The sequence below is a fragment of the Paludibacter propionicigenes WB4 genome (assembly GCF_000183135.1).
GTDB classification, from domain to species: domain Bacteria; phylum Bacteroidota; class Bacteroidia; order Bacteroidales; family Paludibacteraceae; genus Paludibacter; species Paludibacter propionicigenes.
This window is the reverse complement of the sequence record NC_014734.1, coordinates 1,116,977-1,142,388: the sequence shown is the minus strand read 5'-3', so window position 1 is coordinate 1,142,388 and position 25,412 is coordinate 1,116,977. Positions and strand designations below refer to the sequence as shown.

Genomic DNA, 25,412 nt, shown 5'->3' with positions numbered 1-25,412 from the left:
TAATTGATAGTCCATAACTCATATTTTCTTATAGTGCATGTTTAAAATACGATATATTCTTTTATTTCTGATATTTTTACCTGTCCTTACTCATGCCCAAAATGATACGATAAAGTATAATGTGGGTTTTATGGGGGTGGCTTCGTCGGGGAAGTATGCGCCATTTTGGTTACAAAGTGATCAATATGGAAAAATATCTTCTTCTCCTTTCGGAGTGGGAGTTTTGGCCGGTGTGAGTAAGGAATTCGGGGCTAAGAAAAGATTGTTTGATTATCGGTTTAAAGCGAATCTGATGCTTCAAACTGATAAGGGCAAAGCAACAGCTTTTTTGCACGAATACTATGTTCAGGCGCGTTTTTCTGTATTCGATCTGACACTCGGTGCACGCGAAGAGCAGTTGGGTAGTCAGGATTCTGCTTTGTCCTGTGGTGGAATCCTGTTTTCGAAGAATGCACGTCCTATGCCTAAGATCACCCTCGGAATAGAGCGTTTTACAGTAGTTCCATTTACCTATGCATTGTTGGAAGTAAAGGGAGCTATCTCGCACGGATGGTTTACAGATGATATCTATACAACGAACCTGTTTCTTCATCACAAGTATTTGTATGGAAGAGTAGGGGGGGAACTTCCTGTACATATAGAATACGGCGTGGATCATGTGGCACAATGGGGCGGTTCTGTTCCCGGATATGGGAAACAACCATCAAGTATATTCGATTTTAAATCGATTTTTTTAGGACACTCAGGAGGAGCAGATGCAACAAGAAATGACCAGCTAAATGCGTTAGGAAATCATATAATATCCCAACATTTGAAACTGGAACTGGATATTGCTGATTTCAGAGTAAGTGGATACTGGCAAAATCTGGCAGAAGATGGACCGGTAAAATTGATGTGGTATGCTATGAATAAAGCCGATGGTCTGTGGGGGGTATCAGTCCGAAATACAGAGTTTCCTTTTATCGAAGGCATCGTGTATGAATATCTGAATACTACGGATCAATCGGGTCCATATCACGATAAAGATGGACTGGTGTACGGAGGTGCTGACGATTATTTGAATAATGGTATTTATCAGAATGGGTGGACGTATTATTCCAGAACCATCAGTACACCCTTTCTTAGTTCTCCGTTGTATAATGCTAATGGAGGAGTATCCATACAAAATAACCGGGTGATTGTGCATCATTTCGGGATAGATGGCTCTGTGAGTGGGTATAGCTACAAGTTCTTGTCTAGTTTTAGTAAAAACTATGGAACTTATTCTGCACCCTTTGCAACGAATGGAATAAAAAACACATCTTGCTTACTGGAAGTAAGCAAAAAATACCCCCGTTGGGCTAACATCGAGCTTAGATGTTCTGCGGGGGCAGATTTTGGAAAGTTGTATGGTAATTCTGTAGGATGTTTATTTTCTATACTGAAAACTGGAAATTTATTTAAGTATTAGTTTTCTGGTACTGAATGTTTTCTATTTCTAAGATACTATGTAATTTGAGTTATTTCATAAAATCAATAATTTACATGATGTAATTGTCTGGAAAAATGCTAGATTTGCATTAGAATTATATTTTTTGAGTTGATTCAAAAATCTAATTAATAGACGATATAAAACGAATAGGTAAAAGCTTGTATCTTGACCGTATCAGACTACCTATTACAAATAAATATACATTGTTGTGTATTTCATTGCTACAAAGACTTACATGGAAAAAATACAAAATAGACTACGATCTCTCTTTAAATTAATAATGAGAACATCATTAATTAATCGATGGATTGTATTTGAAATAGACTTATTGATTTGCATTGCCGGATATGGTATTGCAACTTTTATTCAAGTGCGGAATTCGAATATGGACATTACCGGCTCCAGATTATTCCTAGCCGGTGTAGTTTATATCCTTAGTACATCGGTATGTTTTTACACGCTGAAGCCTTATCGCGGATTGATACGACATTCAAGTCTGATAGAGATGTGGCGTCTATTTGTGTCGTTGGTAATATCTGTTATTGTTTTGTACGTTTTTATACTATCTTTTGGATATTCATTTTCCTATCGTTTCTTTTTCGTACAAAATGTGTTTTTAATTAGTCTGGTAATGCTGCTGCTATTGCGCTACGCCATAGTACTTGTCTATAATTATACGGTTAATTACACCACAGAAGTTCGTAATAAATCGTTGATTTATGAAATAGATATGCACAGCATAGCACTGGCTCAATGGCTGAATAAAAGTGCTGCCAATAAGCATCAGGTTCAGGGCTTTTTGACTCGTAATAAGAATGCCAAAAAAACCCGAATTCATGGGTTGCCTGTACACACCTTAAACGAAGACAGATTGGACTGGTTTTTACGTAAGAATGAGGTAAACACGATTATCTTCCCCGATTATAAAAGTGTCAGAAACGAACAATCTTTCATTTCTGCTTGCATTGAAATGGGAATGTCTGTGTTGGTTTCTCCTCCGTTTGAGGGCTTGGATTCAAACAATAAGATTCGCTATCAGATGAAACCCATACAGTTTGAAGATTTACTGGGCAGGGATGAAATCATGATAGATATGGAAAAGATTGAATTACAGACCCGGGATAAAATTATACTGATTACGGGTGCTGCTGGTTCAATTGGGAGCGAACTTGTAAGACAATTAGCTCACTTCAAACCGAAATTGCTATTAGTATTTGATGTTGCCGAAACACCATTGCATAATTTGCGGATGGAAATGGAACGTAATTATCCAGAACTTAAATTTGTTCCGATAATAGGTGACGTCCGAAGTGAGAATAGATTGGATTTCGTGTTCAGAAAATACCACCCACAGATAGTTTACCATGCTGCAGCATACAAGCATGTGCCACTTATGGAGGAAAATCCATGCGAGGCTGTTTTGGTAAATATAAAAGGTACTATGAATCTGAGCAATTATGCCGTGCGCTATAAGGTCGAAAGCTTTGTCATGATTTCTACCGACAAGGCGGTAAACCCAACCAATGTTATGGGTGCTTCCAAAAGAATTGCTGAGATTTACGTACAGGCTTTGGCTAAAGAAACTCAGAAAAATGGTGGCAAGGTAAATTTTGTGACAACCCGTTTCGGTAATGTGCTTGGATCAAACGGTTCGGTGATTCCCCACTTTAAGGAGCAGATAGAAAAAGGTGGTCCGGTGACGGTAACACACCCTGATATCATTCGTTACTTTATGACCATCCCTGAAGCTTGCAGATTGGTATTAGAGGCTGCATCGTTTGGAAATACTGGTGAGATATATGTTTTTGATATGGGAAGTCCGGTGAAGATTGTAGATTTGGCTAAACGAATGATCGAGTTGGCTGGGTTTGTTCCGAATAAAGATATTAATATTGAATTTATTGGTTTACGACCGGGTGAAAAATTATTCGAAGAATTGCTAAACGATAAGGAAACCACTATCCCTACTGAACACGAAAAAATAACAATCGCCAGTGTTCGTCAATATGAGTTTGAAAAAGTACAGAGTGCAGTGCAGAATATCATTGAGTTTTCCAACGCGGTAAAAGTAGAATGTACGATTAAGGCAATGAAGGAATTAGTACCGGAGTTTAAAAGTAAAAACTCTCCTTACGCTGAATTTGATAACCATGAATTAACGGAATGTTTAATGGAAATCAATAAGGAGAAAATTAATCAGTAATAAAAAAGTCAACTACATTGTAGTTGACTTTTTTCATTCTAAACCTCTTAGTTTTTTTTCTCTATTTCACGAAGACTCTCCATTTTTTTCTTAGCCAGAAATCCGTATATGTCTTCAAGGTGCTCTGTCACTTTTTGATTTCCAAACTCGTAAACCTTGTTGACTAAATTATCCAGAAAATCACGGTCGTGCGAAACAACGATAAGTGTTCCATCAAAATCGACTAATGCTTGTTTCAGAATATCTTTGGTTTTCATATCCAGGTGATTGGTGGGCTCATCGAGGATGAGCAGATTGACCGGTTCCAGTAATAATTTGATCATAGCAAGTCGTTGCCGCTCACCGCCAGATAGCACTTTTACCTTCTTGAACGAATTGTCGCCGCCAAACATGAACGCTCCCAACAAGTCCTTTATTTTATTGCGGATATCGCCTACGGCCACATCATCAATGGTTTGAAATACGGTGAGGTTTTCATCAAGCAAAGAAGCTTGATCCTGTGCAAAATAGCCTATTTTTACATTGTGTCCCAGCGTTAGCGTGCCTTCATGGTCAATCTCTTTCATAATAGCTTTAACCAGCGTTGATTTTCCTTCACCATTTTTCCCAACAAAGGCAATTTTCTCCCCTCTTTCAATCATGAAATTTGCGTTGGCAAAAATGCGTTTCTCACCATAGCATTTCCCTACGTTTTCAGCCGTAACAGGATAATTACCCGAACGGGGAGAGGGTGGAAATTTAAGACGCAAAGCCGAAGTGTCTTCTTCATCTACCTCGATCAATTCCAGTTTTTCCAACATTTTTACACGCGATTGAACCTGCAGTGTTTTAGAATATGTTCCTTTAAATCGTTCGATAAATTCAGTTGTTTCGGCAATCATTTTCTGTTGTTCGTCATACTGTTTTTGCTGCTGCTCACGGCGCTCTTTGCGTAGCTCAAGGTAATGGGAATATTTAGCTTTATAGTCGTAAATACGTCCCATGGTAACTTCTATCGTACGTGTTGTAATGTTATCAACAAAAGCCCTGTCGTGCGAAATTACTACTACTGCTTTTGCCGAGTTAATTAGAAAATCTTCAAGCCATTGAATGGATTCGATATCCAGATGGTTGGTTGGTTCATCAAGCAAAATAACATCAGGACGTCGGAGGAGAATCTTTGCCAACTCAATGCGCATACGCCATCCGCCGCTAAACTCCGAAGTATTACGGGTAAAATCTTCGCGCGAGAATCCCAGACCCAAAAGCGTTTTTTCTATGTCAGCATCATAATTAATTTCTTCAATGCTATAAAATTGTTCGCTCAGAGCAGATACCCGCTCGATAAGCTCCATATAACTGTCAGATTCGTAGTCGGTTCTGGTGGTCAACTCTTCGTTCATCGCCTCTATCAGTTTCCCCATTTCGTTGATTTCTGAAAAAGCCATCGAGGTTTCTTCGAAAACGGTTCGATCATCTTTGAGCAGTAAATGTTGAGGCAGATAAGCAACAACAGTCTCTTTAGGATAAGAAATGGAACCACGTGAGGGTTCGCGAACTCCGGCCAGAATTTTGAGCAGGGTTGATTTTCCGGCACCGTTTTTACCCATAAGAGCAATACGGTCTTTCTCATTAATAACAAAGGAAATATCTGAAAAAAGTGTTTGTCCGCCAAATTCGACGGTGAGAGCATCAACTGATAACATTATAATTTTTTTTCGATTAGTTTGGAATTTTACAAAAAAAACTTTCCGTCATTCGGCTCTGCAGTCAATAGACGGAAAGTTATAGTTTAAAAAGGATGGCTACAGAATGACTTTTGTAACGCGATCGCCGGCTTGTATAATATAAATATGATTGCGAGCCAGCCCATGTATTTCCACTTTATTTGAGCTTGGATTTTTTATGGACGTGATTAATTGCCCTATAGTGTTATATACATTAACTGATACGTTAGTGGCCGGAATATATACATTTACAGTTCCGCTGTTATCGACGTAAATACTATCTACAACTGCTATCAGGCTTTTTGCTTTAGACTTGTCCTGAAAAGTGTTTAGATGAATAAGATTTGAAAAATTGGTGATATTTTCATACTTAATGCTTTTGTCAGTATTTAAAGTTTTATCACTCGCTTTCACTTTGTAGTAGTAATCGCGATTAGAAGCGAGATTAATCAGCGTGTCGGAAGTAGCGGTAAGCCATTTATCTCGCGCTAAGTATTCAAGTTTTTGCGAAAATCCTACCTTTACATCATCTACTACTATGTATCCGGCCACTTTGGTATATGTTAACCGGAATTGGTTGTAATTCTTATTCGTGTTGAAGAAATATGAGTTGGTGGTGTTGAGCGAACTGGTAATAGGAATTGAATCCACTTTGTTCCAACTAGTACCATTCCATGCATCTACCTGAAGATACCCATTTATTCCGGCTAATGATCTGATATAAAAAGATAAGCTTGTAACAGGAAGCATGTATTGTTCAGTTTGGATGTATTCACCCGAGTTTTTGAACTCTATTGAAGGAATAGAATCCCCACTATAAATAGTTGAAGAAGATATAGCCGAAGCTGTAATTGTCCAGTTAGCAGGAGCTGTAAGTCCTTTGTTGAATCCTTCCGTTAATGTTGATTCGCCATTAGATAAACTATAAGCAGTTAAATAATAACCTGTAGCATCAAATACAGTGTTCCAGTTTGCGACAAAACTGGCAATGGTTATATCGGTTGGAGCAGTGGCAACCGGAGGTACTACGTAAACCGGACGAGTTGAAGTACCAGTCATGGGAACCGTCTCATTGTCAGCACCGGTAGATTGAAGTAATAACGTGTCTTTATGAATCTCTGTAAACGAAGGTTCAGTAGGGTTATACCGTATTAGAATACGAGTAGAAGCAACAGTTGAATCAATAGGATTTCTGGCTAAAGTAATCGTTTTGGACCATGCAGTTTCAGGGTCTGTTTCTTTTTTCATTTCAAAGTGTTTACTGACTTTGAAGGTAAGATTGATATCTGATTTTAGATTAACCCCGCCGATGTTGATAGTTTTTGCGTCGGTAGGTGTGCCCTGTACTGTTTTAAAGGCACTTAAAACGCCGTTTTTAGTTATTGTTGGAAGATTGCCACCTCCCATAAATCTGAATTTGATAACATCATTTGTTTCTGTGATATAGGTTAAGGGCTTATTAATGTTTGTCCCCGAACGCAAAACTGGTGAATATGAAGTTACAGCAGAGGTTCCGGGAAAAGGATCACCTGCTAAGGTTGCATCTGAGGCTATTCCATCTGCTTCCATAATATCAATTCCCATTGTGGCTGCATTATTGTTTGGGGTATTATTACCCCATGTTGAAGCATTGTAATAAACACGGGTAACCAACATACCATGCCCCGGCAGATAACTATCCCAACCAGTTTTTTGTCTGTTTTCCAATAAAAAGAATTCAACCGGAGAAGGATTTACTCCATCCAGGTTTGAGTTTCCGTTTTGAGTGATGATATAAGCATTATTGCTTGTTGTAAGTGTTTCCAGAATAGCATTTTGTGGCTTTTTAAGCTCGGTTGGTGTTAGCCAATTCAGGTAAAAACGTTCGTAAGCAGAATAAGCCGGTGGAGTTCGTCCAGAGTTTAAATACGGACCAGAATCCATTATATCCCAATAAGACAAGGTGCTATATGAATAGTCTCCATCTGTATTGTAGAGATCGTCTAATCCAAGTACATGACCAAATTCATGGCAAAAAGTTCCGATACCGCACATATTTGAACCTGAATTTCCTTTTAATTCAGAGGTACAAGCATAATCATATACAATCTTACCATTAAACGTCGTGTTGTAATTAGCTAATGTCCAACGATGAGGCCAAACTGTATTAGCAGGACCACCCTCTGCCTCATTATAACCGGCATAATAGATAAATACGTTATCAACCATTCCATCATTATCGGTATCGTATTGCGAGAAATCAACTCCGGCTTCAGATGCTTTTTTACATGCATCAATCACCATTTGTTGAGGATTGGTATCATTTCCTTTAGTACCTCCTGCATTTGTACCGTAATAAGCCATTGTGTTATCCAATGTATATGGACCAACTACATCGAATTGGGGATTAAAAACGCCCATTGAGTTGTCGTGAAAGTAATCTCTTGCCGAACCTGTACCTCCATTGGCACTGTATCCATTTTGGTTCAAGAGGTTTGTAAAGGATATTTGTGGGGTTGATGTTACAAAGCTTTTATCTGAGAAATTTACTAGTATAACCAATGACTTAGGGCTACCGGTTAGTGGATATACTTTCTTTTGAACTGAGCCGGAAACAACAGCTTTTGACCGTTGAATGCGTTTGAGTATGCTTTGTTTGGTTAAATCTATGTTAGGTGTTAAAGTCTTTATAAATTGTAACTCTGTTGAGGTTCTTTTCTTTAGTTCGTTTGCTTTTATGTTTGTAGTTACTAAGTTACCATTAATGTCTTGATATGCATAAGTTAGAATCCCTTTCTCATTGGCAATTAAGGGGTATCCATCTAGGGTAGTTTTATAATTGAAAAACTCATCTCCACGTAATCTGATGGTTATCTCAGTGCCATCCGGTTGAGTTATTTTAAAAGGATATGGGGAAGCCGGAACGGCGTTTAATTTTATAGAGAAGGAAAATATTGAAATAAAAATAATGAACCATCTCGTATACATTCTCATACGCAAATTTCTTTAGGCTGCAAAGATAAGAAAAAATTGTATTCTCTTGTGAATATGAGTATTTCAGGTAATAAAAAACAGTTAAATATCTGTCGATGGTTCTTATTTTTTAAAAACAAAATAAACAGCTAGTATGAGAAAGATAAATGCAATAGCATGATTCCAGCGAAAAGTCTCATTTTTAAATGCAACAAGAGAGAAAACAGTAAATACCAAAAGTGTTATAACTTCTTGTATAACTTTTAGTTGAATCAGTGTAAAAGGTCCGCCATTTTCCCTAAAACCCATACGATTGGCAGGTACTTGAAAGAAATATTCGAATAGAGCTATTCCCCAGCTGATGAGAATTACGATAATCAGTGGCAATGATTCAAACCATTTAAACTCTTTCATTTTTAAATGACCGTACCACGCAAAAGTCATAAATATGTTCGAAATAACCAGAAGTGTTATTGTGAGGAAGATTTTCATTGCAATTGTATATTTTCAAAAATAAATGGCTACTATAAATTATGATTTTTGGTGCCTTTACCAGTAAATTTGTGAGGTAGATACTCTGATTTAATATTCTCCATGGCTGCCCAAATGCTTTGTCGAACATCAGGATTCCATTTCTCAAGCTCTGAAATCAAATTTTTAGCGTCTCGTCGGGACGAATCTTTTTCGTGTGGGCAGTTTTTAATTTGTTTTTGATAAGCCTCAATTCGTTCCATTTCTTTCATTTCTTTTTCAGATATCAGCGCCAGAGGACGTATTATAGCCATGTCAAATTTATTCATTTTTAGTTTTGGTGGCATAGTCCCGAACGATCCCTGATAAAAAAGATTGAGTAGTAGGGTTTCTGTTATATCATCCAAATGGTGTCCCAGAGCGAGTTTGTTGCATCCCAGATTTCGGGCAACATCAAACAGTGCTTTTCGGCGATGCCACGAACATAGAAAGCAGGTCGATTTGTGGGTGTCGGTAGTATCATCAAAGCGCGTAACATGATGTACGAAAGGAATATCAAATTTGTTGCAATAGGTTTTAAGATACTCTAAATCCGATTGGTAGGGAATGTTTTCGACTGAAATATGAACAGCGGTGACCTTAAAGCGAGGAACGAATATTTTTTGCCGTTCGCCCAGTAACTCCACTAAAGCCAACGAATCTTTTCCACCTGAAAGTCCAATCAGAATATGATCGTCATTATCAATCAATCGGTAATCGTTGATAGCTTTTTTGAATTTCTGACGGATGGTTTGGAGTGTTTTTTTATCGGCTTTGCTTAGTTCGTCCATATTGAGTGTTTTTACGGAGCGCAAAATTACAATAATCCATTCAATTATTGGTCTGCGAGTCTTTCTAATTTAGTTTTTGCGCATTTTTGTTGGGTACAACAAGCTGTATATTTGATTTTTACCAAAGTCTACAGAAGCAAAAAGATAGAAAATAGCTATTTTTTTTGCTTCAGGTATTGGCAAATTATCAAAAACGCACTATCTTTGCACCGCAATTGGAAAAATTGCAGTAAGGCAAAGCGATGCCAAGTAAAAAATAATTATTGCGAAAATAGCTCAGTTGGTAGAGCACGACCTTGCCAAGGTCGGGGTCGCGGGTTCGAGTCCCGTTTTTCGCTCACGGAATGAATAGCGAAACGTGCGTGTTTCGCTTTTTTTCTCTAAAATCGAAAGTAAATTTATTAATTGCCCAAATGGTGGAATTGGTAGACACGCTAGTTTCAGGGACTAGTGGCCGTAAGGTTGTGGGGGTTCGAGTCCCCCTTTGGGTACTGACGATTTTTTGCCCTCATTTTTTTAGAATACATGCGCAGATGGTGGAATTGGTAGACATGCTACTTTGAGGGGGTAGTGCCGGTTACGGCGTGTGAGTTCGAGTCTCATTCTGCGTACCAGTAAAATAAAAAAGAGTTTCTTCCGAAAGGGAGAAACTCTTTTTGCGTTTAGTATTATCTTATTCGCAGCATTTTTCGAAAATGCAGCGTTCGTTAGCGGTTTCAAATTCGATAGTGGCATGTTGGATGCCTTCTTCACGGAGTGAATCGCGAATTGTAGCTTTGAGTTCCGCCAGTTTTTCCATATCGAGAGTGTTATTCAACACCACATGCACGGTGAGCACATTGTACGTTCCATCTACCGACCATGCATGCAAGTCGTGCACACTTTCCACACCTTCAAATTGTTGAATACGATTTGATATATGAGTCATATCTACTTCGGCCGGTATACCCTGCAAAATAATGCGCAGGCTTTGGCGCATATTTTTGAATACGTTATACAAAACAAAGCAAGCAATGGCCACAGACATGATGGGGTCGAGTACTGGCACATCGAAGAAGTGCATTACTATGGAGCCAATCAAAATGGCCAGCCAACCTAACACATCTTCGAGCAAATGAAGTGATACCACCCTTTCGTTGATAGAATTTCCTTTTTTCAATCGAAAAACGGCTGCACCGTTTACCAACACACCGACGATAGCCAATAAAAACATTCCCTCTGTTTTGGTGGCTTCAGGATGAAAAATACGTGGAATGGCTACTGTCAGGATTAGCACGCTTCCCGTAACAAGTACGATGGAATTGATGATGGCTCCCAACAGCGAAAAGCGTTTGTAGCCGTAGGAGTAGGAGGTGTCGCTTCCTCTTTTGGCAACTTTCTGAAAATACCAGGCTAATCCCAGCGAAAGGCAATCGCCCAAATCGTGAATGGCATCGGATAAAATAGCAATACTATTGGTAAAAAAACCGCCGACTATTTCCACCAGTGTAAAAAATAAATTTAGAAAGAAAGCTGTTTTTATATTTTTTACATCGGAGTGATCGTGGTGATGATCGTGGCTGTGGTGATGTTTATGTTCCCCGTGTCCCGATGGGGAGTTTGAACGGGTTGTGTTTATATTATTTGCGTGTAAATCTTCCATATTAAATATTATTTAGTAACTCTCTTTTCTGTATTTGAGTAAGGAGCTTATTTAAACCACTTTCGGACTTCAATGTCGTATCCGGCACCATTCATATAGTTGTATGTTGCCAGATTAAGTCCTTTTCCATAAAAATCCAAATCAATTTCATGCGAAGTTGTAAATGGTATTTCGTTGTTGGCAAAACTTCCTTTGTCTGTATCAATATGCTTTGCACCAACCGTTTCCGGTTGTTGTCCCGAAGGGCTGTGTATAGTCATGGCGTAACGATGCCAGAATGCCGACTGAATATAACCTTCTTCAAATAAATTCCGAACGACTTCGAGCGATTCGATGGTTTCTTTTTCAGTTTCGGTAGGAAAACCATACATCAAGTATGCGTGGGTCATGATACCGACTTCGGCGAAATTTTTCATGCTTTCGCGCGCAGTTTCTATTGTAATGCCTTTATTTATAAGTTTCAAAATACGTGGCGAAGCAACTTCCAACCCTCCTGAAATGGCAATACAGCCTGACTGCGATAATATATAACAAAGTTCCGGGGTAAATGATTTCTCGAATCGAACATTTGTCCAGTAGCTTACGGTTATTTTACGACGAAGAATTTCTTCGGCCAGTTTCCGAAGTAGGGCAGGAGGTGCTGCTTCGTCCACAAAGTGAAATCCCGATTGACCGGTTTGCTGCATGATAGCTTCCATTCGGTCGACGATTAATTCAATTGGCGCAGCCTCGTACCGTCCGATATAATCCAGACTTCCATCGCAGAATGCGCATTTACCCCAATAACAGCCATGCGCCAGCATCATTTTGTTCCATCGACCGTTGCTCCACAAGGCGTGCATAGGATTGGTGAGTTCTATCAGATTGATGTAATTATTCTGAAGTAACCCGTCGTAATCAGCCGTTCCGCTTTCGCTAAATTTAATGTTTTCTTTACTCTCAAAGTTTGCCCGAACGATTATTCCCGAACTGTCCCGATAGAATGTACGAATGAATTCACCACCGGTTAGAAGTCGCAATAACGGCAGCTCACCGTCGTCGAATGTGATAAAGTCAATGTAGTTGAAAATGGTTGGGTCGGTCAGGTCGCGTAGTTCGGTATTTATGTACCCGCCTCCAAAAATAATTTTAGTGTTCTGCGAGTTTGTTTTGATCCATTGCGCACATCGTAAAGCGCTATACAGATTTCCCGGGAAAGGAATGCTAAAGCCTACGAAGTCGGGCTTGGATTCGGTTATTCTTTTTGCGAAAATTTCCAACATCAACTCATCAATCAGCGATAGCGGCTTCTCTAATTCCGCTTGTAAGGGTGCAAATTCGGGTAGTCGCAGGCAGAGGGATTCAGCGTAGCGGATCAATTCAAAACGTGAGTCAATCGTCTGATTGATAAAGTCACACAAATCTTTCAGAAAAAGTGTGCATAAGTGTTTTGCCCGGTCGTGATTTCCAATAGCTCCAAATCCCCATTCTAAATCATCTTCGCTGGGAAGTCTTTTGTTGACAGGCCAAAAGTCGCGGTTTGAGAATCGTTGCGCCAAGGAGTTGTCTCGCTCGCTCAAAAATCGCATTACCGGATCAATAGTTTGTATATAAAAATCAGCCTGTTGAAGCATGATTTTATTTTGCTTGGAGAGTTTAGGAAGAGCGCCTGCTTTTTCGAAAATTGCTTTCAGATTTTTACTTGTAAAAAGAGTCTGAATAAGTTCAATACTTAAATCCATTTGTTCGGCATCAACGCCTTTGGAACGTAGAAAACCCAATAAATGACATGTAGCGGGGTATGGTGTGTTGAGCTGTGTTAGCGGGGGCGTTACAAGCAGAATCTTCATGCGATTGATATATTTTGTGCAAACTTACGGAATTATTTTTGCAAAGCCGATAAATATTATTTTTTTGCTGATATTCATCTATATATTGGTTAAATAGTTGTATTTTTGCAGGTCTCGAAAACACTAAGTTGTTTGAGTGTGTTTTATCTATATTGTTAACGAAATATTCAATTCATTATGAACGCAAAAGTAAAGAAAGGGCTTAAAATTGGTGGCTCAACAGTTGTTGTATTTTTTCTTATTCTTTTGATTTTACCGTTTGCCTTTAAAGGCAAAATTACGAAATTGGCAAAGGAGCAGATTAATGGAAAATTGAATGCAACGGTTGATTTTGATAAAATAAATCTGAGTTTTATACGCCATTTCCCATTTGCTACAGTAAGTATCGAAAATTTACGTATTGTAGGGATAAATGAGTTTAAAAAAGATACCTTGCTTTCTAGCGAAAGTGTTGATCTGGTGCTGAATTTAAGCAGCTTATTTTCGGATAAAGGTTATGAAATCAGAAAGTTGCAAATCAATAATTCGCGAATTCTGGCGCATGTTTTGCCTAACGGAAAGGACAACTGGACAGTGACAAAAACGGATTCTACCCAAAAGAATGACACTACGCCCATGAGCTTCAATTTAAAATTGAAAGATTTTGAAATAAAGAAAGCTTATATCGTATACTGGGATGAACTGGGAAAACAAAAAGCGGTAATACATAATCTGAATCATCATACGTCAGGAGATTTTACGGCCGATAGTTCTATGTTGAAAACCAAAACAACCATCGATTCGCTTGACTACTGGATGGGAGGAGTGAAATATCTTTCGAAAGCTGATGTTGAACTAAATGCGACTATTGATGCCAATCTGAACAAGAAAATTTATAAGTTTAGCGAAAACTCATCGCGTATCAATGCCATTCCATTTTCTTTTGCCGGTTGGGTGAAGATGCTCGACGATGGTTACGATATGGATTTAACGCTCGATGCGAAGAAAGTTGATTTCAAGGCTATTTTATCTATGATTCCAGCTATTTATTCAAATTCATTTGAAGGGGTGAAAGCCGGTGGTGCTGTGAATATGTCGGGCTTTTTGAAAGGAAAAATGGTAGGGGATAATTATCCTGCTTTCGACTTTAAACTGACTGCCGTGAACGGTTGGTTCCAATATCCAAAATTGCCTAAATCAGTACAAAAAATCAATATTGCGGCTGATATTTCTAACCCCGGCAAAACGCTTGATGCTACAGTCGTGGATATTTCAAAATTTGCTTTTACGCTGGGTGGCAATCCATTCTCAGCGCGAATGCGGGTGGCTTATCCAATGTCTGATCCAGAATTGACCATGAAAGCTGTTGGAAAACTGGATTTGGGAAATATAAAAGAAATTTATCCGCTCGAAGCCGGAACTCAACTGAACGGAGTGTTGGATATGAATCTTGATTTGAGTGGCAGAATGTCTTACTACGATAATAATCAATACGATAAATTCAAATTTGCCGGAAAGCTCAATATCGCCAATATGTTAGTGAAAATGAAAGCTTCTCCTCAGGATATTTCTATTGCTAAAGCCAACATGGTTTTCAATAATCGCTATGCCGATTTGTCAACCTTGCAGATGAAACTTGGACGAAATGATCTGACTATGAGTGGAAAATTGGAGAACTTCGTAGCTTACGCCTTGCATGATAAAACATTGGTGGGAAGCCTCAACATGCAATCCAACTATTTTAATGTGAGTGATTTTATGACGGCTGATGCTAAGGCTACTAAGGCTGATACTGCGAAAATGTCTCTGATTCAGATTCCGAAGAATATAAACTTCACCATGAAGGCCGATTTCAAAAAGCTTGTTTATTCAAAAATGGATTTTTCAAACGCAAAAGGAACGTTGCTAGTTGCTAATGGTGATATGAGAATTCAAAATATGGGCTTACAGGCTTTTGGAGGTAGTATGACGATGAATGGTTTGTACAGTACAGCTGATGTAAAGAAACCGTACGTAAACTTTGACGTAAATCTTGCGGATGTGACTTTTACAGAAATATTTAAACAAGTGGAGACTTTGCGGAAATTTGCTCCGGTGTTCGAAAAAGCTACCGGAAAATTTTCTTCTAAGCTATCGGTAAATTCTTTGTTGCAGCATGATATGATGCCGAACCTTGCTTCGCTTATCGGTAATGGTTCTTTCTCTACAAAGTCCATTGGGTTAAGCAATGTAGAAGTTATTAATGCTTTGGCTTCCAAACTTAATAAATCAGGATTGTCAAGCAGTACAATTAAAGATCTGGCGTTAAGCTTTGACATTAAAGATGGAAAAGTAAATACAAAACCTTTTGATGTTACGCTGGGCAATATAAAAATGAAATTAGGTGGTTCTACAGGTTTGGACAAAACGATAGCCTACGCAGGTACTGTTCAAATGCCTGATCAGTTTAATATGGGTAAATTTTCCAATCTGAATTTGAAAATAGGTGGAACTTTCTCCAAACCTAAGGTGCAGATAGATGTGATGAGTATAATCAATAATGTTATCGGTGATACTAAGGCTAAAGCGGTGAGTGCTGTGAATAAGCAGATAGATGCCGCAAAACCAAATGCAATAAAAGCAGCACAGGAGCAAGCAGACCAAATACGCGCTGAAGCTAAAAGAATTGGTGATCAGCTTATTTCCGAAGCAAAAAATCAGGGTGATCAGTTAGTGGCAAAAACATCAAATCCAATAGCTAAAGCTGTTGCACAGCGAGCTGCTAAAAAATTGGTGGAAGAAGCACAAAAGAAATCTGACGATTTGAATACTAAGGCTGATACAAAGGCGAAAGACCTGATAGAAAAGGCTTCCGGCAATGCCAAATTATAGTTTGTAAATTTTCAATTAGTTTTTTAGGATGAAATGTAAGTTGATTTTTTTCTCTTTATTGTTGTGCCTGGCGATTTCCGCAAAGCAGGTTGATAACGGTGAAGCATTATTTAATAGCAAACAATACCTGAAAGCTCGTGGGGTATATGAGAATCTATTGAAACAGAGACCCAAGGATGCTTCGTATAACTATAAATATGCCCGGTGCTGTTATGAGTTAAAGGATTATGAAACTGCTATCGTTCACTTTGAGTTGGTGGGAGCAAAGTTATTTCCGATGCGCGATTTGTATTTGGGCGAATTGTATTTTAATACCTATCGTTTCGATCAATCGGTACTGGCTTATCAGGCTTATATGTCAACGCTTAAGCCCGATGACAGTAGAATTCCGGAATATAAACAGAAAATAAAGCAGGCCGAAACCGGTGCTAAAATGTTGAATAAGGTGGAGGATATTGCCATTGTAGACAGCGTTTTGGTTGGAAAAAATGAGTTTTTGAAATACTACAAGTTTAGTAATGAATTAGGCTCACTTCATCAGGAGTTACTTAAAATTACAGCTCGTCGTACGGTCGATAAGATTAAATATACCACACAACGCCAGGATAGAGTGTACTATTCAGATTCAATCCAGGGACAAATGGATATTTTTACATCTTACCGCTTATTGGATGGATGGTCTGCTCCAACTCCTGTTTCTTCGGAAATAAATTCTTCAGCTAATGAAAATTATCCATTTTTGTTGCTGGATGGTGTGACGGTTTATTTTGCTTCGGATGGTGAAAAGTCGCTGGGAGGATACGACCTGTTCATTTCCAGATTTAATCCTGAAACAGATAGTTTTCTAACACCCGAGAATATAGGATTCCCTTTTAATTCTCCGGCTAATGATTACATGATGGTTATTGATGAGCAGCATCATTTGGGTTGGTTTGCCACGGATAGAAATCAGGTAGCGGGTAAAGTTATGATTTATACGTTTGTTCCGAATGAAACAAAGAACATAGTCCGCTCCGATGATAAGAATTACATTCGTAACCTTGCTATGCTCAAAACTTACCGTAAAGCGACTGATGTTTCGGTTCGGACTGATTCGGTAATTCAGAAACAATCTCAAAAAGACGACAATCGGATAGAGTTTGTGGTTAATGATTCTATAGTTTATACTAACATAAACCAGTTTAAGAGTCCTGAAGGGTTAAAGTTGTGGCAGGAGATGCATAAGCTATCGCTGGAAGATAAAATACTTAGAACTAAGCTGACCGACTTGAGAACGCAATATTCTAACGTTGTAACGGAAAAAGAAAAATCGGAAATCGCTCCCAAGATTCTTGAGCTGGAGGTGAAAATAAGAGAGGAACAAAAACAAATTTCGCTCAAAACTATTCAAATTCGAAATGCAGAATTAAAATCGATACAAAACCTGAAATAATAATAGTGAAATAAAGATTATTTTATTGATAAACAGGTTTGTTTGACAAACTTTTTTCCTGAATATTTTGTTTTTAATTATAATAATTTTAAACTCTGAATATATGGAAAACGCAAATCAAATTTTGGTAAAGACGACCAAAAATGGCCCTTATGTGATAAAAGGAAATTTTACGTTGGATTTGCCAACCGGTGAAACGAAAGAATGTAACGGGAGTACATTTCTTTGTCAATGTGGAAATAGTCAGAATAAGCCATTTTGTGATGAGTCGCATAAGAAATCAGTGATTGATGCAGCTAATACATGGTTTTGATGAAAAAAAATATAAATTGTCTAAACAAACAGATAGAAGCAATTTTCTATCTGTTTGTTTTTTAGTGGGTTGTTACTTACGTTATATTCAATTAACGTTATTTCCATTTAATTGTACTGTAACTTCCGTTTTTAGTGTTAATTTTGCCTGTTCAAAAATATATTAATGGATAAATTGCGATTTCAGAGTTTTGGAAGTGGAAGTAGTGGTAATTGTTATTTTATTGGCAATGCTTCCAATGGTTTGTTGATTGATGCGGGTCTTGGTGTTCGTTCTATTCGAAAGAATTTGCGAAACATGGGCTTGGATTTTGAAAATATATGGGGTGTCTTTGTAACTCACGATCATGCTGATCACATCAAGGCTGTGGGTCCGATAGGGGAAAAGCACAGAGTTCCGATATATACAACCCGCAAGGTTCATGAAGGTATTCAGCGAAGTTACTGCGTTACCGAGAAATTATACTCAAGCCGAAAATATATCGAGAAAAATGAAACGATTGAAGTGGGAGAGTTTAAAGTGACTGCTTTCCCCGTTTCGCACGATGCCACAGATAATGTGGGTTATACCGTTGAATATAAGGAAAAAAGATTTACATTTGCTACAGATTTGGGTTTTGTTAGTGAAGAAGTTGCGGAGCATTTATCAAAGTCGGACTACATGGTGCTCGAAGCAAATTACGACGAACAAATGTTGATGCAAGGTTCGTATCCGGCTTATCTAAAAAACCGGATTATAGCAAAAACGGGACATTTAAGCAATGATCAGGCCGGACTTTTTTTATCGGAAGCCTACAACGAACGCATTAAACATATTTTCTTATGTCACTTAAGTCGTGAGAATAATTTACCCGAACTGGCCTATACCACCATTCAAAACTATTTGGAAACTAAAAAAGTAAAGGTTGGAGTGGATGTTCAGCTGGTCACGTTAGACAGAATGAATATTTCAGAACTATATATATTTTAAAGCCGACTTATTGAGCCTCAATTTTAAAAATTATAAAAAGCATGTCATTAAACTTAGTCATAATTCCTACTTATAACGAGAAGGAAAACATAGAAAACATTATTCGGGCAGTTTTTAGTCAGCCACTTACTTATCATGTGCTTATTATAGAAGACGGATCGCCTGATGGAACTGCTTCTATTGTAAAGCGCTTGGAGACTGAATTTCCTGACAGCTTATTTATGATCGAACGGCAAGGAAAACTGGGCTTGGGGACTGCTTACATCACCGGTTTTAAGTGGGCTTTAGCTCATGGCTACGAGTATATTTTCGAGATGGATGCCGACTTTTCGCATAACCCTGTTGATTTGAATCGATTGTATGATGCATGTGCCAATCAGGGTGCTGATGTCGCCATTGGGTCGCGCTATGTGACTGGGGTGAATGTTGTAAACTGGCCCATTGGTCGGGTTTTGATGTCCTATTTTGCGTCTAAATACGTTCGCTTTGTTTTGGGTGTTCGTATAGCCGATACTACTGCCGGCTTTAAATGTTATCGGCGTGAAGTGCTCGAAACCATAGAGCTCGATAAAATTCGTTTCAAAGGATATGCGTTTCAGGTAGAAATGAAATATACGGCTTTTGAGTGTGGATTCACGCTTAAAGAAGTGCCTGTGATTTTTATAAATCGTGAGTTGGGAACCTCGAAAATGAGTGGTGGTATTTTTGGTGAAGCCTTTTTTGGCGTAATTGAGTTGAAAGTGAGCGGCTGGTTTCGGAAATTTCCACAAAAAAAGAAAAGTTAAAATTGTGACTCAAGAATGAATTCTATACAACTCATACGAAATGCAACTATCGTTAACGAAGGAAAATCTTTTGTTGGCTCAGTTGTTATTGATGGTAAACATATTCGGGCTGTTTATTCTGACAATCAGACGATAGAGATTTCAGAACCCTATACAGAAATTGATGCTACAGGTTTATTTTTGTTTCCGGGAGTGATTGATGATCAGGTTCATTTTAGAGATCCGGGATTGACTCACAAAGGCGATTTGTACACGGAAAGTAAAGCAGCTGTGGCGGGAGGCATAACTTCTTTCTTCGAGATGCCTAATACCAAGCCTCAGGCTACGATAATTGATTTGTTGGAAGATAAATACCAGGCTGCTTCGCAAAAATCGTTTGCCAACTACTCATTTTTAATGGGCGTAACAAACGACAATTTTGATGAGTTGATGAAGTTGAATCCACGAAATGTGGCGGGTGTAAAAATGTTTATGGGTTCTTCCACCGGCAATATGTTGGTAGACAATGAAAAAACCTTGCACAAAGTTTTTTCGGAGCTTCCGTTATTGATAGTTACCCACTGTGAGGATGAAACTACGATAAAACAAAATATAGCTCACTATAAAGATTTATTGGGAGATGACATTCCTGTTGAGTATCATCCTTTGATTCGTAATGCCGAAGCTTGTTATAAATCATCGTCTTTCGCAGTAGAGTTGGCGACAAAGTATAACTCCCGCTTGCATGTTTTTCACTTGTCGTCGGCAAAGGAAATGTCACTTTTTTCATCCGATATAAAATTAAAAGATAAACGCATAACTTCAGAGGTTTGTGTTCATCATTTGTGGTTTTCTGACGCAGACTATGCAACATACGGCAACCGTATCAAGTGGAATCCTGCAATTAAATCTGAATCAGACCGATTGGCTTTGATTGATGCCGTTAATTCAGGAAAAATAGATGTTATTGCTACCGACCATGCTCCTCATCTACTTTCTGAGAAGGAAGGCTCGTGCCTAACGGCAGCTTCGGGTGGACCGCTTGTTCAACATTCGTTGGTTGCCATGCTGCAACTCGTTAAGCAGGGTGTGTTTACAGTAGAAAAAGTAGTTGAAAAAATGTGTCATGCGCCGGCAGAACTGTTTCGGATTGAAAACAGGGGATTTATACGTCCGGGATATTTTGCAGATTTGGTGCTTGTTGATTCGAATAGTCCATGGGTTGTTTCTAAAGAGAATATCCTGTATAAATGCGGTTGGTCACCTTTTGAAGGTACAAAATTTGATGCAGCAGTGTCAAAAACCTGGGTGAATGGAAATCTGGTTTATGATAATGGCCTGTTTGATGAATCTGTCAGAGGCGAAAGATTATTATTTGAATGTTAGAGAAAGATTAAACATGGCTTTATGAAGAATAAATCGTTGATATTTTCTACTCTTGCACTGATTCTGATGATTGCAGCTTTGGGTGTTTACTTCTTTTCTCATAAAGAGGCAAGATATATACATAACGAAGGGCAGACCCAAGGAACTACGTATTCTATAATTTATCAACAGCCGCAAGAAACAGATTTGCAGGAGAAGATTGAGAAACGACTTTATGAGTTCGATCTGTCGCTATCAACATACGTTTCACAGTCCATAATCTCAAGAATTAATGCAAATGATTCAACCGTGAGGACTGATGATGATTTTGATGAAATGTTTAGAACAGCCCAGAGTGTTTCTGAAAAAACCAATGGTGCTTTTGATATAACTGTCGGACCATTAGTAAAAGCCTGGGGTTTTGGTTTTGGCAACAAGGATCATGCTAAAGTACCTGATGTGAAAGAGTTTCTGCCTTTTGTGGGTTATCATAAAGTGAAACTTGATAATCATAGAGTGATAAAGACGGATTCTCGTATTTTGCTGGATGCCAATGCTATAGCCCAAGGGCAGTCATCGGATATAATCGGTAGATTACTTGAAAGCAATGGTTGTAAAAACTATATGGTAGAAATAGGGGGTGAAGTAGTTTGCAAGGGTCTGAATCCGCAAGGAAAAAAGTGGAGAATTGCTATCGATAAGCCCGTTGATGATTCAACCAGCGTAACAACTGAGGCACAATCTGTGATTTTGATTAGTAATGGAGCAGTAACCACATCGGGTAATTATCGAAAGTTTTACTATCTGAACGGGAAAAAATATGCGCACGAAATAGATCCACATACAGGTTATCCGGTGGTACATAATTTGCTGAGTGCAACTGTAATTGCTCCAACCTGTATTCAGGCAGACGCTTACGCAACAGCATTTATGGTTGTGGGAGTGGATCGTGCTCTTGAAATTTGCAAGAGCATTCCCGGCATGGATTGTTATTTGATTTATACCGACAAGAAAGGAGATAATCAAGTGATTTATACCGATGGTTTTAAGAAGTACTTAACTCAATAATTTTCAACTAAGAAGTGTAATTTACTTCTTGTGTTAAATGACTCGTTTTATTTTTTTATTCATGATTAAATAACTATTTTTGCACTCCAAAATTTTTTATGAAAAAGACCTCATTTTTCCTTTTAATTGTTGTTTTAACCTTGGCTTCGTGTAGCGATTATCAAAAATTGCTCAAGTCAGACGATGCTGAGTTGAAATATAACAAAGCTGTCGAGTATTTCGGTAAAGGTGATTTCATGCGAGCAACGACTTTATTTGACGCTGTAGCAACTTATTACAAAGGTACTGAACGTTCTGAGATTGTGCTGAATTATTTGGCAAAGTCGTATATGGGACAGAAGGATTATTTTTCGGCGAGTGAATATTACAGAACTTACGTAAAAACATTTCCGAGAGGTAAGTTTGTAATAGAGTCAAAATACATGATTGGCTACTGTTACTATCTTGATTCTCCTGATACAAGGCTCGATCAGGCGGATACATATAAAGCCATTGCGGCTTTTCAGGAATTTATAGATATATATCCGGAAAGTGAATTGGTGAAAGATGCTACTAAATTATTGGATGAATTGAATGATAAATTGGCTTATAAAGCATATTTGAGCGCCAAGTTATACTATAATTTGGGGAATTATATGGGTAATAATTATGAGTCGTGCGTAATTGCAGCCCAAAATGGTCTGAAAAATTACCCTGCTACAAAATATCGTGAAGATTTTATGTTGCTGATATTGAACTCAAAATATGAATTAGCTGTTCAAAGTTTTGAGACAAGAAAAGCAGACCGTTATAGAAATACCATTGATGAGTGTTATAATTACATTAATGAGTATCCTGCAGGTAAATACAGGAAGCAGGTTGATAAAATTTTGAATGAATCGAAGAAAATTGTGAAAGAATAAAATAAGATAGTATTATGGACTATAAAAAAGTAAATGCACCGTCGAATACCATTTCCAGAGATATGAACTCAATGAGTGCCAATATCGGAAATGTTTATGAAACTGTAAAAGTAATTGGAAAACGTGCTAATCAAATTAGCGTGGAAATCAAATCTGAGCTTGATAAAAAATTATTGGAGTTCGCATCCTTTAATGAAAATATTGAAGAAGTTTTTGAAAACAGAGAACAAATTGAAATCTCTCGTTATTACGAAAAACTACCAAAGCCGGTTTTAATTGCTACTCAGGAGTTTTTGGAAGATAAAGTTTACTTCCGCAATCCTATCAAAGATAAGTTGAAATAGTATTTTCAACTCTAACTTAAAAGATAAAAGGATGTTGTGTTGTTTTTAACATGATATTCTTTTATCTTTTTTTGTATGTGTATTGTTCAATTCATTTTTGTATTTTTGTAAATTAGATTTGTTTTATAATTGACAGATTATTGTTGATGTAATAAATAGTGAAAATAGTATGGCTTTACAGGGTAAAAGAATAATTTTAGGAGTTACAGGGAGTATTGCTGCATATAAATCGGCTCAGTTGGTTCGGCTGTTGGTAAAACAAGGTGCAGAAGTAAAGATTATAATGACTTCTCTGGCCAAAGAATTCATCACTCCTCTCACTTTGGCAACACTTGCTAAAAATCCCATTTTAGTCGACTTTTTCGACCCAACGAATGGGAATTGGAACAGTCATGTGGATTTGGGTTTATGGGCCGATGCCTATTTAATAGCTCCCGCTACCGCTAATACTATAGGTAAAATGGCAACGGGTGTGGCTGATAATTTATTGTTGACTACTTACTTATCCGCCAAATGTCCGGTATTTGTTGCGCCAGCCATGGATTTGGACATGTTTGCGCATCCTGCTACACAACGTAATCTTCAATCATTAAGGTTGATCGGAAATCAGATTATTGAGCCGGCTAGCGGCGAGTTAGCCAGTGGATTGGAAGGTAAGGGTAGGATGGCAGAACCTGAAAATATCGTACGATATCTGGATGACTACTTCACTCCAAAACCCTTGCTGGGTAAAAGAATATTAATCACAGCAGGACCTACATACGAAAAAATAGATCCGGTACGTTTTGTAGGTAACTATTCTACAGGGAAAATGGGTTTTGCATTGGCAGAAGTGTGTGCTCAACAAGGTGCCGAGGTGTGTCTGATTGCCGGACCGGTTCAATTAGCAACCAAGCATCAAAATATTGAGCGTATCGATGTAGAATCGGCAGAAGAAATGTATTCTGCGGTGATGAGTCGTTTCTATGGAATGGATGGAGCGATTTTGTGTGCTGCAGTGGCAGACTTTACAGCACTGGATGTGGCTCCTGAGAAATTAAAAAGAGGGAAAGACAATTTGGTATTGGAACTCCAACCAACCCGAGATATTGCAGCGGCTGTGGGCGAAATGAAGTTAGAATCGCAGTTTTTGATAGGATTTGCACTTGAAACTAATAATGAAGAAGCTAACGCTGCAAGCAAAATGGAGCGTAAAAACTTCGATTTTATAGTGTTGAATTCTTTGCAGGATGCTCAAGCCGGATTTGGATATGATACGAATAAGATTAGTATTCTGTTTCGGTCAGGTGATAAAAAAGAATTTGAGCTGAAGAATAAAACTTCTGTAGCCCAAGATATTGTATCAGAAATTTACGCTATTTTATAACTTTTGTCAATATAACTGATAATGAAATATTACCTGTTGTTATTTAGTATTTTTCTGACAATCGGATCGATAAGTGCACAGGAACTTAATTGTACAGTTCAGATAAATTCAGATCAGATTCAGGGAACGAATAAATCTGTTTTCAATACTCTTCAAAAGTCCATTTCTGATTTTATGAATAACAGAAAATGGACTGAATTATCGTTTGGCAATACCGAACGGATAGAGTGCACATTGAATATAATAATTAAGAAAGTTGACAGTGATGTTTTTACTTCTGAAATTCAGGTACAATCGCGTCGTCCGATATTTAATTCTGCATACAACAGTACGCTTTTTAATTTTAGAGATCAGCAGTTCACGTTCAATTACAAAGAGTTTGATCAGTTGGAGATTAATCAAAATGCAATTACTTCCAACCTCACAGCTGTGTTAGCATATTATGCTTATATTATTATCGGATACGATATGGATTCTTACTCGCGCTTGGGAGGTACTGCATATTTTCAGTCAGCAGAAAGTATAGTGAATTCTGCTCAAGGTGCTGATATGACTGGCTGGAAAGCGTTTGAAAGCACAAGAAACCGGTATGCATTGGTAAACAATTTGCTTGATGAGGCTTTTAAAAGATATAGAAACTACTTCTATGAATACCATAGGTTAGGATTGGATGAAATGAGTAATAATGCAACAAATGCGCGTGCCCGCATTGCTGAAGGTTTGCCGTTTCTGCGTGAAGCTAATCGCTCCAGACCATCGGCAGTTGTTATTTCATCATTCTTAGAAGCTAAAAACGATGAATTGGTAAATGTATTTTCCAAAGGATCTACACAGGAAAAGAGTGAAGCAATTGAGATTTTGACAGATATTAATCCCACTCAATCAGACAGGTATTCACAAATATTGAAAACTTATTAAACGCCATTTACTCACCA

Annotated in this window: 19 protein-coding genes and 3 tRNA genes; 16 read left to right on the top strand and 6 right to left on the bottom strand. The window is 38.1% G+C overall.

All coding sequences use genetic code 11. The features are described 5' to 3' along the window. Positions 1–37 precede the first annotated feature (37 nt). A complete protein-coding gene (locus tag PALPR_RS04685) occupies positions 38–1,450 on the top strand; it encodes a capsule assembly Wzi family protein (RefSeq protein WP_013444465.1) in 1,413 nt (470 codons plus the stop codon). Positions 1,451–1,751: 301 nt separating this feature from the next. Then, positions 1,752–3,674: a polysaccharide biosynthesis protein gene (locus PALPR_RS04680; RefSeq protein WP_049776946.1), complete on the top strand. Its 1,923-nt coding sequence runs from the start codon at positions 1,752–1,754 to the stop codon at positions 3,672–3,674. A gap of 47 nt (positions 3,675–3,721) precedes the next feature. Here the strand turns inward: PALPR_RS04680 and PALPR_RS04675 are convergent, their stop codons facing one another. The 4 genes from PALPR_RS04675 to PALPR_RS04660 all read right to left on the bottom strand — a co-directional run bounded on the left by PALPR_RS04675 (position 3,722) and on the right by PALPR_RS04660 (position 9,633). Continuing rightward, positions 3,722–5,359, bottom strand: coding sequence for an ABC-F family ATP-binding cassette domain-containing protein (locus tag PALPR_RS04675; RefSeq protein ID WP_013444463.1), 1,638 nt, complete (start codon positions 5,357–5,359; stop codon positions 3,722–3,724). 99 nt (positions 5,360–5,458) lie between these two features. After that, positions 5,459–8,353, bottom strand: coding sequence for a M6 family metalloprotease domain-containing protein (locus PALPR_RS04670; protein ID WP_013444462.1), 2,895 nt, complete (start codon positions 8,351–8,353; stop codon positions 5,459–5,461). A gap of 102 nt (positions 8,354–8,455) precedes the next feature. After that, positions 8,456–8,824, bottom strand: coding sequence for a DMT family protein (locus PALPR_RS04665; RefSeq protein WP_013444461.1), 369 nt, complete (start codon positions 8,822–8,824; stop codon positions 8,456–8,458). A gap of 32 nt (positions 8,825–8,856) precedes the next feature. Then, on the bottom strand, positions 8,857–9,633 hold the full coding sequence (locus PALPR_RS04660) for a PP-loop family protein (protein WP_013444460.1): 777 nt from the start codon (positions 9,631–9,633) through the stop codon (positions 8,857–8,859). 265 nt (positions 9,634–9,898) lie between these two features. Here PALPR_RS04660 and PALPR_RS04655 point away from each other — a divergent pair. The 3 genes from PALPR_RS04655 (at position 9,899) to PALPR_RS04645 (ending at position 10,247) form a co-directional block, all read left to right on the top strand. Next, a tRNA-Gly gene (locus PALPR_RS04655) sits at positions 9,899–9,971 on the top strand. 69 nt (positions 9,972–10,040) lie between these two features. Further along, positions 10,041–10,124: transfer RNA gene (locus PALPR_RS04650), tRNA-Leu, on the top strand. A gap of 36 nt (positions 10,125–10,160) precedes the next feature. Beyond that, positions 10,161–10,247: transfer RNA gene (locus tag PALPR_RS04645), tRNA-Leu, on the top strand. A gap of 59 nt (positions 10,248–10,306) precedes the next feature. Here PALPR_RS04645 and PALPR_RS04640 read toward each other — a convergent pair. Together PALPR_RS04640 and PALPR_RS04635 are read right to left on the bottom strand one after the other, a co-directional pair. Beyond that, entirely contained in the window at positions 10,307–11,275 is a 969-nt protein-coding gene (locus PALPR_RS04640; RefSeq protein WP_013444459.1) for a cation diffusion facilitator family transporter, read from the bottom strand. A gap of 47 nt (positions 11,276–11,322) precedes the next feature. Then, positions 11,323–13,104 carry a B12-binding domain-containing radical SAM protein gene (locus PALPR_RS04635; protein ID WP_013444458.1) on the bottom strand — a complete coding sequence of 594 codons (1,782 nt, stop codon included), beginning with the start codon at positions 13,102–13,104 and terminating at the stop codon, positions 11,323–11,325. Positions 13,105–13,281: 177 nt separating this feature from the next. Between PALPR_RS04635 and PALPR_RS04630 the strand changes: the two genes are divergently transcribed. From PALPR_RS04630 to porD, 11 genes are all read left to right on the top strand, one after another. Continuing rightward, complete coding sequence (locus PALPR_RS04630) at positions 13,282–15,954, top strand: AsmA-like C-terminal region-containing protein (protein WP_013444457.1); 2,673 nt, start codon at positions 13,282–13,284, stop codon at positions 15,952–15,954. 28 nt (positions 15,955–15,982) lie between these two features. Further along, positions 15,983–17,386, top strand: a complete 1,404-nt coding sequence (locus tag PALPR_RS15300) for a tetratricopeptide repeat protein (RefSeq protein WP_013444456.1) — start codon at positions 15,983–15,985, stop codon at positions 17,384–17,386. Positions 17,387–17,489: 103 nt separating this feature from the next. After that, the gene (locus PALPR_RS04620; protein ID WP_013444455.1) at positions 17,490–17,699 is read left to right on the top strand and encodes a CDGSH iron-sulfur domain-containing protein; all 210 of its coding nucleotides are present in this window, start codon (positions 17,490–17,492) and stop codon (positions 17,697–17,699) included. A gap of 165 nt (positions 17,700–17,864) precedes the next feature. Continuing rightward, the gene (locus PALPR_RS04615; RefSeq protein ID WP_013444454.1) at positions 17,865–18,668 is read left to right on the top strand and encodes an MBL fold metallo-hydrolase; all 804 of its coding nucleotides are present in this window, start codon (positions 17,865–17,867) and stop codon (positions 18,666–18,668) included. Between the two features lie 41 nt (positions 18,669–18,709). Then, positions 18,710–19,453 carry a polyprenol monophosphomannose synthase gene (locus tag PALPR_RS04610; protein ID WP_013444453.1) on the top strand — a complete coding sequence of 248 codons (744 nt, stop codon included), beginning with the start codon at positions 18,710–18,712 and terminating at the stop codon, positions 19,451–19,453. Positions 19,454–19,468: 15 nt separating this feature from the next. Continuing rightward, the gene (locus tag PALPR_RS04605) at positions 19,469–20,818 is read left to right on the top strand and encodes a dihydroorotase (RefSeq protein WP_013444452.1); all 1,350 of its coding nucleotides are present in this window, start codon (positions 19,469–19,471) and stop codon (positions 20,816–20,818) included. Positions 20,819–20,839: 21 nt separating this feature from the next. Next, positions 20,840–21,865: an FAD:protein FMN transferase gene (locus PALPR_RS04600; RefSeq protein ID WP_013444451.1), complete on the top strand. Its 1,026-nt coding sequence runs from the start codon at positions 20,840–20,842 to the stop codon at positions 21,863–21,865. A 98-nt stretch (positions 21,866–21,963) separates the two neighbouring features. Then, positions 21,964–22,767, top strand: a complete 804-nt coding sequence (locus PALPR_RS04595) for an outer membrane protein assembly factor BamD (protein ID WP_013444450.1) — start codon at positions 21,964–21,966, stop codon at positions 22,765–22,767. 14 nt (positions 22,768–22,781) lie between these two features. Then, positions 22,782–23,111 carry a DNA-directed RNA polymerase subunit omega gene (locus PALPR_RS04590; protein ID WP_013444449.1) on the top strand — a complete coding sequence of 110 codons (330 nt, stop codon included), beginning with the start codon at positions 22,782–22,784 and terminating at the stop codon, positions 23,109–23,111. Between the two features lie 169 nt (positions 23,112–23,280). Further along, complete coding sequence (gene coaBC, locus PALPR_RS04585) at positions 23,281–24,477, top strand: bifunctional phosphopantothenoylcysteine decarboxylase/phosphopantothenate--cysteine ligase CoaBC (protein ID WP_013444448.1); 1,197 nt, start codon at positions 23,281–23,283, stop codon at positions 24,475–24,477. Positions 24,478–24,498: 21 nt separating this feature from the next. Continuing rightward, the gene (gene porD / locus PALPR_RS04580) at positions 24,499–25,395 is read left to right on the top strand and encodes a type IX secretion system protein PorD (protein ID WP_013444447.1); all 897 of its coding nucleotides are present in this window, start codon (positions 24,499–24,501) and stop codon (positions 25,393–25,395) included. Positions 25,396–25,412 lie beyond the last annotated feature (17 nt).